Origin of the sequence: Cognatiyoonia sp. IB215446, from assembly GCF_033963825.1 — a bacterium.
Lineage (GTDB): Bacteria > Pseudomonadota > Alphaproteobacteria > Rhodobacterales > Rhodobacteraceae > Yoonia.
Genome location: NZ_JAXBMD010000008.1, coordinates 79,944 through 95,342, shown reverse-complemented (window position 1 = coordinate 95,342; position 15,399 = coordinate 79,944). Strand labels below are relative to the sequence as shown.

The window sequence follows — 15,399 nt, the reverse complement described above, 5'->3', positions numbered from 1 at the left end:
TTGCATTCCAGTCGCCTAATGCTGATCGCGGGCGCCGTCAGTCTCGCGGGCGGATATCCGTGGCAAAGTGCAAGGCGGCGCGTGCAGCAAGTCTGCCCGTGGCAAGGCACCCGGTGATCAGATAGCCGCCCGTTGGTGCCTCCCAATCCAGCATTTCGCCCGCGCAGAACACGCCGGGCCTGTCGCGCAGCATCAGGCCGTCGGTCAGCTTATCAAACATGATGCCGCCCGCAGTTGAGATCGCCTCATCCATTGGGCGGGGGCCAAGGTGGCGGATGGGCAGGGCCTTGATCAAGGGCGCAAGATCATTGGGGTAGGGGCGCCCAAACTCCGCCAGCAGCGCCAGCCGCACCGGATCAAGCCGCAGCACTTTGCGCAGATGGTTGGACAGGCTGGCTTTGCCGCGCGGTTTGGCCAGGGCATCTGCGACACGCTGTTCCAACCAGTCCGGTAAAAGATCAACCGTGAGCGCAGCACCTTCGCGCACCGCGCGCGACACCGCATATACCCCGCCACCTTCGATGCCTCTTTCCGAGATCACACATTCGCCCCGCGAGACCTGATCCCCGGCTTTCAAAGCGATGGATTTGATGGGTGCGCCAAAGTGTCGGGTCATGTGGTCGCTCCACGCCACGCGAAACCCCATATTGGCGGGGGCAAAGGGCGCAACAGACCCTTCAAATTGCTGCGCCCAAAGCCCGTTCGCGCCCAGCCGCGCCCAACTGGCACCGCCTAGGGCAAGAACGGTCACACGGGGCTGCAAGAACGCGCGCCCTTCGCTTGTTTCAAACACCAGATCGGCGCCGTCCCACCCATCCCAGCGCCAACGCGTACGGATGCTCACACCCAAATCCGCCAGCCGCGCCAACCAGGCCCGCAGCAAAGGCGATGCTTTCATGACGTTCGGAAAGATGCGGCCCGTGGACCCGGTGAACACTTGCTGGCCTAACCCCTTGGCCCACGCGATCACCTCATCCGGGCCAAATTCGCTCAAGGCTTTCTGCATGGCTGGCGGCAATGGGCCAACGGCCGCGAGAAATTCGGCTTCGGGCTCCACCTTCGTTAAGTTCAGTCCGGATTTGCCCGCCATCAGGAACTTGCGCCCGATCGACGGCATCGCATCGGCCAAGATCACCTGCAGCCCGCCGCTTGCCAGCACATCAGCTGCCATCAGGCCAGCGGGGCCCGCGCCAATCACGACCGCATCCGCCATCTGGGCCACCTCTTCGCCGGGGCTCAGTCCAAGTCCGCCATATGCTTGATGGCCGCCACATGGCCAAGATCGGCTTTCAGGACATCCGCAGCGAGTTCTCTCGCGCGGCCCATCAGAGCGTTGGCCTCAACGATCTCATCAACCAGACCCCAGGCCAGCGCATCCTCTGCCGTCACCTTTTGCCCAGCCATCAGGATCATCTTGGACCGTGACGCACCCGCCAGCCGGGTCAGCCGCACCGGATCAGACGGTTGCGGCAGAAACCCCAGCTTCATGACCGGATAAAAGAACTTCGCACTCGGCACCGCAATGCGCAGATCACAGGCCAGCATCATCCCAAACGCACCACCCGCCACTGTGCCATTCAGTGCCGCAATGGTCAGGCCCGGAAGGGCCGCAACCGCCCCCGATAACCGCTCCCAAGCGGGATCAGTGGCCAAACCGGCCTTCGCCGCATCAAGGTCGGCACCCGCGCTAAAGACTTTGCCGGTGCCGGTCAGGATCACCGCCTTCGCCTCTTGCGCCGCCGCCGCATGATCCGCCAAGGCGTTGAGCATATCCGCCGTCAGCGCACCTGCCTTGTCGGGCCGGTCAATTGTGAGGGTCCACAGATCGGCATCCTTGTCACAGCGGATCATGCCAGCCCGACCTTAGCGCGAATATCCTCATCACGCAGGCTTACGTCAGTTCCGAGATATTCGTCTGCTTCCGACGTGCACATCCACAACAGCGCATGCGCTGGCCATTCGGGCGGGATATGCACCGACCAGTCCAACTGACTGACGGGGTTGATCCCGGACTCCTTAATGTCGCGCTGCATCTGTGTGGCAACGGTGCCGGGCGACAGCCCCAAGATACGCAGCCCCTTGTCACGTGCCTCTTTGTCTGCAGCACGGGTCAGCATGTACGCCCCCGCCTTGGAACTGCAATATGCAGTCCAGCCTTCAACGGGCCCGTGGGCCGCGCCGGATGAGATATTGATGATCGTCCCATGCCCCTGCGCAATCATGCCCGGCATCGCGGCCCGCATCCCATACATCACGCCTTTGAGGTTGATATCAATGACGCGCCCCCACGCTTCCGGGTCGGTCTCAACCAGATGCCCGATAGGCTCAATTGCCCCGGCATTGTTGATCAGTACATCAAGCCCGCCAAACGTGTTGGCAGTCGCCGCGATAGCCATCTCAACCTCGGTATGGCGCGAGACATCACAAGGGATCGCCAGCGCCTGATCGCCGATCTCGCCCGCGATTTCAGCGATAGCGTCGGTGCTGCGCGCCACAAGCGCCACATTGGCACCCGCATCGGCAAAGGCCCGTGCGGCGGCCGCCCCGATCCCGCGGCTGGCCCCTGTCACCAGCACGGTTTTTCCGGCCATGTTGATGTTTTTCACACTGATCCCTTTCGATTTGGTCCCCAGGTGGCTACTTAGTGAATCGTAGCATCCGTCCAGGCCCGTATACTACGAACGCTCGGCGCGGTTCGAAAGACAAGACTGAAAGAAGGGATTTGGGATGAAGACGACCACGAAACTGCAAAGTGCGGTTTGCCTTGCTGCGTTGGTGGCAGGCGGCACGGCGCAGGCCGATGTGACCGCAGCACAAGTGTGGGAAGACTGGAAGTCGCAGATGACGCTTTATGGCGACGACAGCGTTTCCATCGGTGGTGAGGAAACGTCAGGCGGCACCCTGACCGTGCGTGATCTTGCCGTCGACATCGAAGACCCGGAACTGACCGTCAGCGCCCAGATCGGTGATCTTGTTTTTGAAGAACAGCGCAACGGCACCGTCAAGGTGACCATGGACGAAAGCTATCCTATCACGCTGACGGGTGTTGACGGCGTTGTGGTTACTCTGACTGTTGCCCAAGACGCGCTTGAGATGATCGTGAGCGGTGATCCCGGTGCGATGAACTACGAGATCAGTGCAAATAGCTACAGCATCTCATTGGACGAGGTGGTTGACGGCGACATCACCTTTACCGGCGACGCGCAGATCGTCGCGAATGATCTTACCAGCGTTTACAACACAACAACATCTGACCTGCGCAACGTCGCCTATGAGGGCAGCGTCTCGTCCATTGACCTGCTGGTTGATATCCAGATCCCTGGCGGGAATGGCGAATACGTGACCGGCGGCGGAAAGATCGAAAACATGGCGCTGAATGCCGACATGTCTCTGCCGGTCGATGCCAATTTTGACGATCCTGATACGATGATCGTTGATGGCTTCAGCTTTGCTGGCGGCTATAGCCTCGACAACTCCGCCTATATTTTTGACATCAACGCTGAGGGTGATCAGGCTTCAGGATCGATCAGCACAGGCGCCACTTCGCTGGAAGCCGAAGTGAATGCTGACGTTATCTCGTACAACACCAGCACAACGGACGTCGCAGCCAATATCTCGGCCAGCGAATTGCCGTTCCCCGTTGAAGTCGGGCTGAGCGAATATGGGGTCGGCTTTGAGATGCCGACATCGAAAAGCGACACGCCCTCTGACTTCGGGCTCAGCCTTGATTTCATTGATCTGACACTCAACGATATGGTTTGGAACCTGTTCGATCCGGGCAGCGTTCTGCCGCGCGATCCGGCGACGATCCAGTTCTCGCTCGCAGGACTGGCCAAGCCGCTTTTCGATTTGATGGACCCTGCGCAACAGGCCCAGATCGACGCATCAGAAATGCCGTTTGAGCTGGCTGAGTTGAGTCTTGAAAATCTGCGGATCGCGGCCGCAGGTGCGCTGGTCACGGGTACGGGTGCGTTCACCTTTGACAACAGCGACATGCAATCCTTTGCGCCGCTGCCCAAGCCCGAAGGTGATGTTGTGGTTGAGATCAGCGGCTTGAACCGTCTGATCGATAACCTGATCTCCATGGGCCTTGTAAGCCAGGAAGACGCGATGGCTCCCAGGATGATGATGGGGATGTTTGCGCGTTCGACCGGTGATGACCGGCTGGAGACCAAGCTCGAAGTCACCGCCGATGGCCGGGTGCTGGCGAACGGACAGCAGATCCGCTAATTATTTCAAAGTTTTGCTAGATGGCGCGGTATCGTGATATCGCGCCATTTTTCTTGACACTTGCGGGCCTTTGGCCATCGCACTAGGTCTGGCACAGTACAAAGGACACCCTATGCCCCAATCCCTCGCCGACCTGTCCCAGCAGATGCTCGATACCGCGCGCCGCGCTGGTGCGGATGCCGCTGACGCCATTGCCGTTGACGGTACCAGCCTATCGATCACTGTGCGGGGTGGCGCACTTGAACAGGCGGATCGGTCTGAGGGTATCACCGTGGGCTTGCGGGTGCTCGTCGGGCAGCGTCAGGCCTGTGTTTCCTCGTCGGATACTGCCGCCGATACACTGGCCCAGATGGCAGAGCGGGCAGTGGCGATGGCCAAAGAAGCGCCCGATGACCCGCATATCGGCCTTGCCGAGCCGGGGCAATTGGCGACCCAGACGGATACCGCAACGCTGGAGCTTTTCGACCCGTCGGAAGAGCCTGACCCAGCCGCGCTGCAAGAGGATGCCACCCGTGCAGAGGCCGCGGCACTCAGCAACACTGGCATCTCGCAGGTGCAAGCTGCGTCGGCCGGATACAACAATCGCCGCATTCATCTGGCCGCGACAAACGGCTTCTCTGCAGGCTTTGCGCGCACGGATCGTGGTGTGTCGTGCGTTGCTATCAGCGGAACCGGGACCGAGATGGAGCGGGATTACGACTTTGACAGCCGCGTTTTCCAAGGTGATCTGCGCGACGCTGCCGAGATCGGCGCATTGGCTGCGGCCCGCGCTGTGGAGCGGTCAGGTGCACGCAAGCCAGGAACAGGCGCTTTCACGGTCCTTTTTGACGAACGGATTGCCAATTCACTGATCGGCAGTCTGCTGCAAGCCGTCAATGGTGCCGCCATCGCGCGCGGATCAAGCTGGCTGCGCGATGCTGTCGGTGAACAGGTTTTGCCCGAAGCCCTGTCGCTGATCGAAGAGCCGCACAGGCCGCGCGTCACCGGCTCGCGCCTTTTCGATGCTGAAGGTCTGCCGACCCAGCGCCGCGCTATCGTGGACAAGGGCGTGCTGACGGGCTGGACGCTGGATCTCGCCAATGCACGCAAGCTGGGGCTTGAAAGCACCGCCAACGCAGGCGGCAGCCCCGGCGCGCCGCCCAGCCCTAGCCTATCAAATGTCAGCCTGACCCAAGGCGAGCACAGCCGCGATGACCTGATCAAAGAAATGGGAACCGGGCTTTTGGTGACCTCCATGATCGGCTCTACGATCAACCCCAATACGGGCGATTATTCCCGTGGCGCGTCGGGCTTTTGGGTCGAAAACGGTGAAGTCACCTATCCGGTGAATGAATGCACCGTTGCGGGCAATCTGCGCGACATGCTGAAAACCATTGTGCCCGCCAATGATGGCCGTACGCATCTCAGCCGCGTTGTTCCGTCGCTCCTTGTCGAAGGTCTCACCCTTGCAGGCGACTGATCTTGCACTTTTGACAGATGCCGCGCGGGAGGCGGGCGAGATTGCGACGCGCTACTTCAAGAACGCCCCTGACGTGACCCACAAGCCTGATGGCGCCGGACCGGTGACAGAGGCCGATCTGGCGGTTAACGCGATGCTGGAGCACGAATTACGTGCCGCCCGGCCTGACTACGGGTGGCTGTCGGAAGAGACCGAGGACAGCACCGCGCGCCTTCAGACCAAGCGTCAGTTCGTCATCGATCCTATCGATGGCACCCGCGCCTTCATCGACGGGGCAAAGGATTGGGCCCACTCGCTGGCCATCGTTGAGGAGGGGGCCGTGATCGCAGCTGCGATCTATCTGCCGATGCGAGACCAGATGTTTGCCGCGTCCTTGGGCGCGGGGGCTACCTGCAATCAGGGAAAGATCCGCGTCAGCGACGTCCGGATGGACAACGCGACCATCCTGGCCGCCAAGGTCAACCTGCAACCGCATTTCTGGAAAAACCAGGAAGTGCCTGCCATCAAACGGACGTTTCGCTCATCGCTTGCCTATCGGCTGTGCCTTGTGGCCGCAGGGCGTTTTGACGGGATGATGACGTTCCGGCCCAGTTGGGAATGGGATATCGCCGCCGGTGCCCTGATCGCATCGGAGGCTGGGGCGACCATCACCGATCAATATGATCGGGATCTACGGTTCAATAATCGGCACCCGCAAGTTCCCGGGGTGCTTGTCGCTGGCCCAGAACTGCATGCCGATTTTGCCGCCCGGCTTGAGCCACCGTCGCCAAGCGCTTAAGCTACGGCAGATTTGAAACTCACGCGAAGGTTTTCCCATGACGCAACGCTTGCACCTGGTCTTTGGGGGCGAACTGGTCGATCCATCCAAGAACGTGTTCAAGGATGTCGATGATATTGATATCGTTGGTATGTTCCCCAATTACGATGCGGCTTACAACGCTTGGAAAGGGGCGGCACAGCGCACGGTCGATAACGCGCATATGCGCTATTACATCGCCCATATTCACCGCTTGCGTGATGAGGAAACTGCAGCCTCTTCGACCGAAGAGCTGGGTTAAGCGCAGACCCGTAGGACCCGGAAGAGATGGCACGATCCCTTTCCATTGCGGCCTATCTGGCCAATCTGGGCGTCGCGGATCGCAGTTTCGGCCCTAACGATCACCCGCCGCGCCCCGCTGGCACCATCATCTGGGCACGGTGTAGCGCACCGGATCAGTTGACAATTGTCGAAACACTCGGCCGCAAACTGGCCGAAGACGGTGATCCGATCCAGATCATCGCGACCTTGCATAACTGGCACAAAACCCGCTCGAACCGCGCATTACCAGAACCACAGGGTAAAGAGACCATTCGCAGCTTCCTCGACCATTGGCAGCCATCCATGGTGATCTGGGTGCGGGGTGATCTTGATCTGGTGATGCTGGATGAAATCCGCTCGACCCGGGTTCCGACCATCCTCGTCGATGCAAATGGCGAGGGGCTTGATAACGTGGCTGGTGGCTGGGTGCCGGGTGCCATGCGCTCTGTCCTTGCGCAGTTTGAGGCGATCCTCACCATTGATCGCGGTTCTGCTGAACGGTTGATCCGCGCGGGCGCGCCAGCGGACACGGTGCTGATCGCCGGTGCCATGGAAGACAGCGACCCGGCGCTCCCCTGTGACGAGGAAGAGCGACAGGAACTCGCCAAGGCGATTGGCACGCGGCCGGTCTGGCTGGCCGCTGCAGCCCATCTTGGCGAATGGCCTGATCTTTGTCTGGCCCATCAGGACGCAAGCAGGACAGCGCACAGGCTTTTGTTGATCATCGCACCGGCAGACATACGGCAGGCCAATGATTTTGCCGATATGATGCGCGGTCAGAATCTGAGTGTCGCGTTGCGGTCCGAACAGCACGATCCCGAAGAGACCACCCAGGTTTTCATCGCTGACACGGAAGAGGAATTGGGCCTTTGGTATCGCATAGCACCCATCACCTATCTTGGTGGCAGCCTTTATGGCGGCGGATGCCGCGACCCGTTTGAGGCCACGGCATTGGGCTCAGCAGTGCTCTACGGCCCGCAGGTCTCTCCCTATCAGAAACATGCGGCACGGCTGAACGCGGCGGGTGCGTCGCGGCTCATCCGCTCGACAAATGATCTTGGCAAGGTGGTTGAGACATTGCTTTCCCCCGATGTCACCGCGGAAATCGCCCATGCGGCATGGGATGTCACCTCGCGTGGGGCGGACGTGACAAACCGGATCGCCGCTTATATCCAAGCGCGCCTGGAAGAGTTGGAAACCTAGCATGCGCGCGCCGCTCTTCTGGTTTCTGCCGCCGGACAAGCCGAGCATCCTCACACGCGTTCTGGCACCTCTTGGCGCGATCTATGGTGGTCTCACCGCGCGAAGGGTCAGACAGCCCGCCAAGATCAAGGCCGACGTCCCGGTGATCTGCATGGGCAACATCAATGTCGGCGGCACTGGCAAGACACCAACAACCATCGCGCTGATTGAGCGGCTCTTGGCCCGCGGCTACCAACCTCACGTCGTGTCACGCGGTTACGGCGGTACGCTGGACGGGCCGGAGCGTGTTGACGAACGCGCCCACAAAGCCAGCGAAACCGGTGATGAGCCGCTTTTGCTTGCGGCCTTTGCCCCCACATGGGTCGCCAAAGATCGCGCCGCAGGTGTGCGGGCGGCGCAAGACGCCGGTGCCGACGCGATCTTGCTGGATGACGGCTTTCAAAACCCTGATGTGGCCAAGGACCTTTCCATCGTCGTGGTCGACGCGATGCGGGGCTTCGGCAACGGGCGTGTGCTGCCCGCAGGTCCGCTGCGCGAGACTGTCGCTGCGGGCCTCAAGCGCGCAGATTTCGTTCTCTCGATAGGTCCGCCAGCAGCACAGGACCGGTTCGCCGCGCAATGGGATCTAACTGTGCCGCATCTAGTCGGCCATCTGGCCCCATTGCCGACGGGCATGCCGTGGCGCGACCTCAAGCTCTTGGCCTTCGCGGGGATCGGTCATCCAGAGAAGTTCTTTGTCACGTTGCGGGATATGGGCGTTGATCTGGTCGGGGCAGAGGCGCTGGGCGATCATCAGCCCCTGACCGATGCTCTAATGAACCGGCTTTCACGTGAGGCGAAGGCGCTCGGCGCGCAGCTTGTGACGACGGAAAAGGACGCGGTGCGACTGCCCGACCATTTTCGCATGAAAGTGCTCACTTTGCCGGTCCGTCTGGCGCTTGTGGATTGGGCGCCACTTGATGCGGCGCTCGACAAAATCGGGCTTGCTGGCAAGACTTAGCCCCACAAACAAACAGCCCCGGAAGTCATCCGGGGCCGCTCACGACGTCTCAATAGATCTGGGGCTTAACCCAGTTTCCCGTCAAGCACTTCAGCGAATTCATCATAGGCCATGTTGGAATAGCCTCGCCCGTCAATGATGAAGCTGGGGGTCGAGTTAATGCCATCCCGCTGCGCGTTATCCTGATACCAGGTATAAAGCGCCTCGGCCTTCGCGGCATCGCTCAGCACCGCATCCAGCGTCGCATCATCCAGCCCGGCGGTCTTTGCTAAGGTCCGCAACTCCTGAATGATTTGCGCAGGATCGCCGCTGGCCAGCCATTCGCGCTGCCGCTGATAGAGGATGTCCGAGAACGCAAAGAAGAAATTCGTATCATTCGTGGCCCGCGCAATCATCGAGGCCCAAAGACCCGGACGATCAAAATAGACCTCGCGATAGACGAACTTCACCTTTTCCGTGTCGATGTAATTCTGCTCGATCAGCTTGAACTGGTTCGCGTGGAACGAGGCACAGTGCGGGCAGGTGTAAGAGGCATATTCGATCAACTCAACCGGTGCGTCCGGATTGCCTTTGATCATCTCGATGATCTCAGGCGCGCTGCCATCTGTGGTCTGCGCATTTGCGGCACCGGGCAAAAGGCCTGTTGCGGGGTCGGGCCGCGTCAGCATCCATCCGGCACCAAGTGCCACCACAGCGCCGCCACCTGCGGCCAAAAGTGTTCTGCGTTTCATATCTACCTCTTGTCAGGTCTTTTGTTTCATCAAGACATTTTCGCCCAAAGCCGCCAAAGCCTTGCGCAAGTCATCACTTTGCACGCCATCAGATAGGGTGCGCGCCACCTTTTGCACAGCCGGATCGCGCATTTGTTGGGGCTTTGGTGCCGGTTCAAAGGCCACCCGTCCTTCGGCAAATCCCGTTGGCGCCGTCTGCGTGATCCGAACCCGTGAAATCGCGCGATACCCGTAGCAGGCATTCACGCGCTCGCGGATCTGCTCCTTTTGCATCTCAAGCATCGGTGCCTGCGCGCCGGTCGTCAGCAAGGTGAGGGTCGCCCCCATCCCGCCTTGACCGTAGCTGACATTCACCGGTGTCGCGACTTGGGCCGTAGCCGTCCCAACGATCTCGGCCCAATGGGTCAACAGGCGCGTCACGGCAAAGCCCCGCGCCTCGCTCGCCTTGCGAATGCGTGTCTGCACCAAGGTCGCCGCGCGCGAAAAGCCGCGGGTCGTGCTGGTATGACGTGTCTGTTTCATCTCTGCGCAATACCCTAAAACACTTTGACGGGCGAGTCAGTGTGGCAACAAAACCGGGACATAAATATTGCGTGACCTCAGTGCGGCATTATTGGAATGGTACGACGTTCATGCGCGAAAGATGCCGTGGCGCGTCTCTCCCGCTGATCGCAAAAACGGAATCCGTCCCGACCCTTACGCGGTCTGGTTGTCAGAGGTCATGCTGCAGCAAACCACGGTCGCCGCCGTTCGTGACTATCATCAGAAATTCATGGCGATCTGGCCAGGCGTGGCGGACCTTGCCGCTGCCGATGATGCTGATGTAATGGCGGCATGGGCGGGGCTCGGTTATTACGCCCGTGCGCGCAACCTTCTGAAATGCGCGCGGGCAATTGTCGCTGACTACAACGGCATTTTCCCGGACACCTACGATGCCTTGCTGACGCTGCCGGGCATCGGACCCTACACGGCCGCAGCAATTTCCGCTATCGCCTTTGACCGCCCCGAAACCGTTGTGGATGGCAACGTCGAACGGGTGATGGCACGGCTTTATGATATCCACGACCCATTGCCAGGGTCAAAGCCGGTGCTGACAGAACATGCGCGCGCGCTCACACCGCAGAAACGCACCGGCGATTACGCACAGGCGGTGATGGACCTGGGGGCCACGATCTGCACCCCGCGCAACCCTGCTTGCGGCATCTGCCCATGGCGTGATCCTTGCGTGGCACGTGCGGCTGGGACGGCTGCAGAACTGCCCAAAAAGACTCCGAAAAAGAAGACACCAACGCGGTTCGGGATCGTCTATGTCGCCCGCCGCAAAGATGGCGCCTGGCTCTTAGAGACACGGCCTGAAACCGGGCTTTTGGGCGGCATGCTGGGCTGGCCGGGTTCCGACTGGTCGGAAAGACCGGAGCCTGCGCCGCCGCTTGAGGCCGATTGGGCAGAACTGGGTGAAGAGGCGCGGCATACCTTTACCCATTTTCATCTGCGGCTGAAGATCATGACGGCGCGGGTCGCAAATGACGCGATACCGCACCGCGGGACCTTTGTTGACCAGTCAGGATTTCGCCCCGCAGCACTCCCTACCGCCATGCGCAAGGTGTTCGACCTCGCCGCAGTGACGCTACGCGATAATTGAGATTTTAACGCGAGCTGACTAGCATTGGCGGCAAAGGTCAGGAGGATCACGATGACCGCCATACCAGGTGCTCCGAAAATCGCACATCTTGGCACGGCACTTCCTTTTTGGATCTCGTTGGGCCTCGTGCCATTGGCCGTGCTCGTTGCGAACTTGGGCGGCTGGTGGATCCTGCTTCTGCCGTTGTCGACTTGGTATCTCTTTACCGGTCTTGATTATTTCATTGGCCTCAACACCAAAAACCCCGACCTTGATACGCCGGAAGAACAGCTTTTCTGGTACAAGCTGATCACGCTGCTTTGGGGTCCAATCCAGTTGGCCACGATCTTCGGTCTGATGATCTATGTCGTCCAGACCGACCATCTCAACCGGGTTGAGGAATGGGCGCTTTTTGCTGGGCTTGGCATCCTTTCTGGGACCGTCGGCATCACTTATGCGCATGAACTGATGCATCAAAAGCCGAAGGCCGAACGCTGGATGGCTGACATTCTGATGGCGTCCGTCCTCTATTCGCATTTCCGGTCAGAGCATCTGCTGGTCCATCATCGCTACGTGGCAACGCCGCGCGATCCGGTAACCGCGCGCTATGGGGAAAGCTTTTATCGCTTCTTCCCGCGTGTCCTGTGGCAATGCTGGATCTCGGCCTTCAATGCCGAAAAGGCCATGCTCGCCCGGAAGGGGTTAAGCTGGTATCACCTGTCAAACCCATTCTGGCTTTATTGGGCCCTGCAGGTTGGCTTCATTCTGCTCGCCGCACTGATCGGCGGTTGGTGGGGTGTGTTCCTGTTTTCGGTGCAGGCGTTCTGGGCGATATTCCAACTCGAACTCGTCAATTATGTTGAGCATTACGGGCTCACCCGGAAACATCTGGGCGACGGCAAATATGAACATGTCCAGCCGCGCCATTCTTGGAACGCCGCACAGCGCGCCTCAAACTGGCTGTTGATCAATTTGCAGCGCCATTCCGATCACCATTATAAGCCAAGTCGCCGGTTCCCATTATTGCAGACATATTCGGCGGATGAGGCACCGCAATTGCCCCATGGCTATCCTGTCATGACGATGATGGCCCTTGTTCCGTCCGTCTGGAAAAGGTCCATGAACCCCCGGGTCAAGGCGTGGCGCGACCAGCATTATCCGGAAATTGCCGATTGGGACGCGTATAAACACGGCACAAACCCGTTGCCACGGTAACGACGATTTGGCGAAAGATCGCGAGGGAGGGTTAAGGCGAAGGGCTGGGTACCTGTTTGGCAACAAGGATCAGTTTTACAAAGCTGCCACTGGCAAGCCCAGCATGACCTGCGTGCCTGAACGATCGCTCTTGATGGCAAAGCCGCCGCCGGACTGTTCGCAAAAGCCCTTGACCATTGGCAGCCCCAACCCTGTTCCCTGGCCAACATCCTTGGTCGTAAAGAACGGTTCGATCACTTTTGGCAAAAGGTGTTTTGGGATACCCGGGCCGTTGTCACGCACCGTAACGATCCCAAATGCGCCATCTTTGTCCAAACCAAGATGAGCCAAATCAGCTGACGTTGCCTGCCGACAGCTCACCCAAACCTCGCCGCGTTCATCCATGGCGTCACGCGCATTGACGATCAGATTGATCAGCGCCACCTCGAGCTGGTTGACGTCGCAGTAAAGCGTTTCGGGCTCTGACTGAGGCTCCAGATTGACACGCATTTGCGCTGACGCGATGCGCGGGACAATCGTTGCAAAGTCGCGCCAGAATTGATCAAGATTGATGCTCGCGGCCTCTAGCCGCGCCTTGCGCGACAACGACAAAAGCTGGCTTGTCAGTGCATCTGCCCTGTCGGCGGCCTTGATGGCATCGTTCAGCCGCGCCTGGGATTCTGAGGTACCTTCGCCAAGCTGCGCAAGTTCGATGTTGCCACGAATGACCGTTAGCAGATTGTTGAACTCATGCGCGACACCGGCGGTCAGTTGCCCCACCGCCCGCATCTTTTGCGTTTGCACGGCCTCTTGCCGGGACGTCTGCAGTGCATTGTGGATCTGGATCTTCCGGATCTGGGCGATCACGTAATAGCTGCACACCCCTAATGTGGCGATGACAATGATCATTTGCTCGGACAGATTGCCATCCACTTTCCAAAGGCTGGACAATCCGAAAAACAGACCGGCCAGCGCAACGACCGCCGTATCGAAAATCGCCAATACATCGCTTTGCCGATGACGCGAGATGTTGAACAGCGCCTGAGCCGTCAACGCGGCCAAGGCAGTGGTAATAAATGATGGTGTGTCGACTAGAAAGATGTAAACCGCGCAGGACGTATAAAGCGTGACTGAGAGCATAAAAAGCGCCTGCAGCCCCAAATAGGTCTGGGCTGAAACAGGGGCGGTAACCTTCGACAGCCGCCAACTGTAATAGCCGTTAGTCAGCAAAAAGATGATCAGCCAAAGGGCAATCGCGCGCTGTTCGGTGGCGACGATCAGGAAAAGCGCGGTAAAGCCCACCACGAAAAACCGCAAAAGCAGTTCCGTTCTGGAACCGATGTCAGCTTCGATCATCGATTCCACAACGGGCCAGTAGTCCCGCGTTGTGTCGCCTGACCTAACGCTGGCGCGGTGAAATAGCGACCGCTGCATTATCGAAAATGAACTCTGCCTACTGAACACGAAGAGCATATTGGCACGTCATCCGTGTTTGACCCACACCTTTATGAAGAATTTAAGGAAATAGTCTGTCGCTAAGGATGTATGGCGGCGCCTTGTGCATGATCAGAAAAAACCCCGCCATCATTGCGATGGCGGGGATAAAGTTAGTGCATGCGGACCCTTCCACCATGGTCGGGCTTCCCGCAGGCACCGGCGGTATCAACTTTGGTGAAGTGCCCGATCTACCCGGTCAGTGCTTCGCCATCTCTGCGCGGATCTGCTGGCGTAGTAGATCAATGGGCACCTTCTGCCCGTCGCGTTTAAACTGCCAATAGGTCCAGCCGTTACAGCTTGGTGCGCCTTCCAGATGCGCCCCAACCTGATGGATTGATCCTTTGATATCGTCGCCAATCAACGTGCCATCAGCACGTACTTTGGCCTTGTGGCGGCCGTTGATCGACCAAAGCTCTTCGCCCGGACGCAGCATGCCGCGTTCGACCAGAACACCAAAGGCCACGCGCGGCTCGGCTCGCTTGGAGGCGGAGACCTCAAGCGCTTCCTTGTCGAACTTGCGCGTATTGGCGATGCGTTTTTCGGCGACCTTGCGGTATTCCTCTTCCCGCTCGATCCCGATGAAATCGCGGCCCAGCATCTTGGCCACCGCACCTGTTGTGCCAGTGCCAAAGAAAGGGTCCAGAACCACATCGCCGGGATTTGTGGTGGCCACCAGAACACGGTGGAGCAGCGATTGTGGTTTCTGGGTTGGGTGTGCCTTGTCGCCTGCATCGTTTTTCAGGCGCTCATGTCCGGTGCAAATGGGCAAAACCCAGTCAGAGCGCATTTGCACACCTTCATTCAGCGCCTTCAGCGCCTCATAATTGAACGTGTACTTGCTCGCCTCTTCCTTGGAGGCCCAGATCATCGTCTCATGTGCATTTGTCAGGCGCTTGCCTCGGAAATTTGGCATCGGGTTCGATTTGCGCCAGACCACGTCGTTGAGGATCCAAAACCCCTGGTTCTGGAGTTCAGCGCCCATGCGAAAGATGTTGTGATAGCTGCCGATGACCCAGATCGCGCCATTGGGTTTCAGGAGCCGCCGTGCGGATTTTAGCCATGCTTTGGTGAACTGATCATAGGCCTTGAAGCTGTCGAACTGATCCCAAGCGTCATCCACCGCATCGACGCGTGAATTGTCGGGCCGGTGCAATTCGCCCTTAAGCTGCAGGTTGTAGGGTGGGTCCGCAAAGATCAGGTCAACCGAACCGGCGGGCAGGTTGTTCATGACCTCGATACAGTCACCATCAATAATCGTATTCAAAGGAAGCACAGTCGCCCCCCTACGCGTCGTCTTGGTCGTCATCACTTGCCTCAAAGCCCCGGCGGGTTGGCCCGCTCATTTGCTTGGCCCTAATGTGAGTCAGAGACGATTCGCTGTCAAAA

Annotated in this window: 15 protein-coding genes; 8 read left to right on the top strand and 7 right to left on the bottom strand. The window is 59.2% G+C overall.

From position 1 onward, the window contains the following. Window positions 1–37: 37 nt before the first annotated feature. Genes SLH49_RS20540 through SLH49_RS20530 form a run of 3 tightly spaced genes read right to left on the bottom strand, consistent with a single transcriptional unit; the run spans window position 38 to window position 2,597 of the window. The gene (locus SLH49_RS20540; RefSeq protein ID WP_320271013.1) at window positions 38–1,213 is read right to left on the bottom strand and encodes a TIGR03862 family flavoprotein; all 1,176 of its coding nucleotides are present in this window, start codon (window positions 1,211–1,213) and stop codon (window positions 38–40) included. A gap of 23 nt (window positions 1,214–1,236) precedes the next feature. Beyond that, window positions 1,237–1,851, bottom strand: coding sequence for an enoyl-CoA hydratase/isomerase family protein (locus tag SLH49_RS20535; protein WP_320271012.1), 615 nt, complete (start codon window positions 1,849–1,851; stop codon window positions 1,237–1,239). Beyond that, entirely contained in the window at window positions 1,848–2,597 is a 750-nt protein-coding gene (locus SLH49_RS20530) for an SDR family oxidoreductase (RefSeq protein WP_320271036.1), read from the bottom strand. The genes SLH49_RS20535 and SLH49_RS20530 overlap by 4 nt, the downstream gene beginning before the upstream one ends. 130 nt (window positions 2,598–2,727) lie before the next feature. On the opposite strand from SLH49_RS20530, the gene SLH49_RS20525 reads away from it, so the two are divergent. The 6 genes from SLH49_RS20525 (at window position 2,728) to lpxK (ending at window position 8,970) form a co-directional block, all read left to right on the top strand. Further along, window positions 2,728–4,230 (top strand): DUF2125 domain-containing protein, encoded by a 1,503-nt coding sequence (locus SLH49_RS20525; protein WP_320271011.1) that lies wholly within the window; start codon window positions 2,728–2,730, stop codon window positions 4,228–4,230. A gap of 112 nt (window positions 4,231–4,342) precedes the next feature. Further along, window positions 4,343–5,689 (top strand): TldD/PmbA family protein, encoded by a 1,347-nt coding sequence (locus tag SLH49_RS20520; protein WP_320271010.1) that lies wholly within the window; start codon window positions 4,343–4,345, stop codon window positions 5,687–5,689. Continuing rightward, window positions 5,676–6,467, top strand: coding sequence for a 3'(2'),5'-bisphosphate nucleotidase CysQ (locus tag SLH49_RS20515; RefSeq protein WP_320271009.1), 792 nt, complete (start codon window positions 5,676–5,678; stop codon window positions 6,465–6,467). Before SLH49_RS20520 ends, SLH49_RS20515 begins: the two co-directional genes overlap by 14 nt. 37 nt (window positions 6,468–6,504) lie before the next feature. After that, entirely contained in the window at window positions 6,505–6,747 is a 243-nt protein-coding gene (locus SLH49_RS20510; protein ID WP_320271008.1) for a DUF4170 domain-containing protein, read from the top strand. A gap of 26 nt (window positions 6,748–6,773) precedes the next feature. Then, window positions 6,774–7,970, top strand: a complete 1,197-nt coding sequence (locus SLH49_RS20505) for a 3-deoxy-D-manno-octulosonic acid transferase (RefSeq protein ID WP_320271007.1) — start codon at window positions 6,774–6,776, stop codon at window positions 7,968–7,970. A gap of 1 nt (window position 7,971) precedes the next feature. After that, window positions 7,972–8,970: a tetraacyldisaccharide 4'-kinase gene (gene lpxK, locus SLH49_RS20500; protein WP_320271006.1), complete on the top strand. Its 999-nt coding sequence runs from the start codon at window positions 7,972–7,974 to the stop codon at window positions 8,968–8,970. Window positions 8,971–9,035: 65 nt separating this feature from the next. Here lpxK and SLH49_RS20495 read toward each other — a convergent pair whose 3' ends face one another. Together SLH49_RS20495 and SLH49_RS20490 are read right to left on the bottom strand one after the other, a co-directional pair. After that, entirely contained in the window at window positions 9,036–9,701 is a 666-nt protein-coding gene (locus SLH49_RS20495) for a DsbA family protein (RefSeq protein WP_320271005.1), read from the bottom strand. Between the two features lie 12 nt (window positions 9,702–9,713). Further along, window positions 9,714–10,223, bottom strand: coding sequence for a DUF721 domain-containing protein (locus tag SLH49_RS20490; RefSeq protein WP_320271004.1), 510 nt, complete (start codon window positions 10,221–10,223; stop codon window positions 9,714–9,716). A 121-nt stretch (window positions 10,224–10,344) separates the two neighbouring features. Between SLH49_RS20490 and SLH49_RS20485 the strand changes: the two genes are divergently transcribed. Both SLH49_RS20485 and SLH49_RS20480 read left to right on the top strand, forming a co-directional pair. Beyond that, complete coding sequence (locus tag SLH49_RS20485; protein ID WP_413785317.1) at window positions 10,345–11,343, top strand: A/G-specific adenine glycosylase; 999 nt, start codon at window positions 10,345–10,347, stop codon at window positions 11,341–11,343. A 51-nt stretch (window positions 11,344–11,394) separates the two neighbouring features. Further along, window positions 11,395–12,537, top strand: coding sequence for an alkane 1-monooxygenase (locus SLH49_RS20480; protein WP_320271002.1), 1,143 nt, complete (start codon window positions 11,395–11,397; stop codon window positions 12,535–12,537). Window positions 12,538–12,612: 75 nt separating this feature from the next. On the opposite strand, the gene SLH49_RS20475 is transcribed toward SLH49_RS20480, so the two are convergent. Together SLH49_RS20475 and SLH49_RS20470 are read right to left on the bottom strand one after the other, a co-directional pair. Next, entirely contained in the window at window positions 12,613–13,872 is a 1,260-nt protein-coding gene (locus SLH49_RS20475) for a sensor histidine kinase (protein WP_320271001.1), read from the bottom strand. Window positions 13,873–14,209: 337 nt separating this feature from the next. After that, window positions 14,210–15,319, bottom strand: a complete 1,110-nt coding sequence (locus SLH49_RS20470; protein ID WP_320271000.1) for a site-specific DNA-methyltransferase — start codon at window positions 15,317–15,319, stop codon at window positions 14,210–14,212. Window positions 15,320–15,399: the final 80 nt, after the last annotated feature.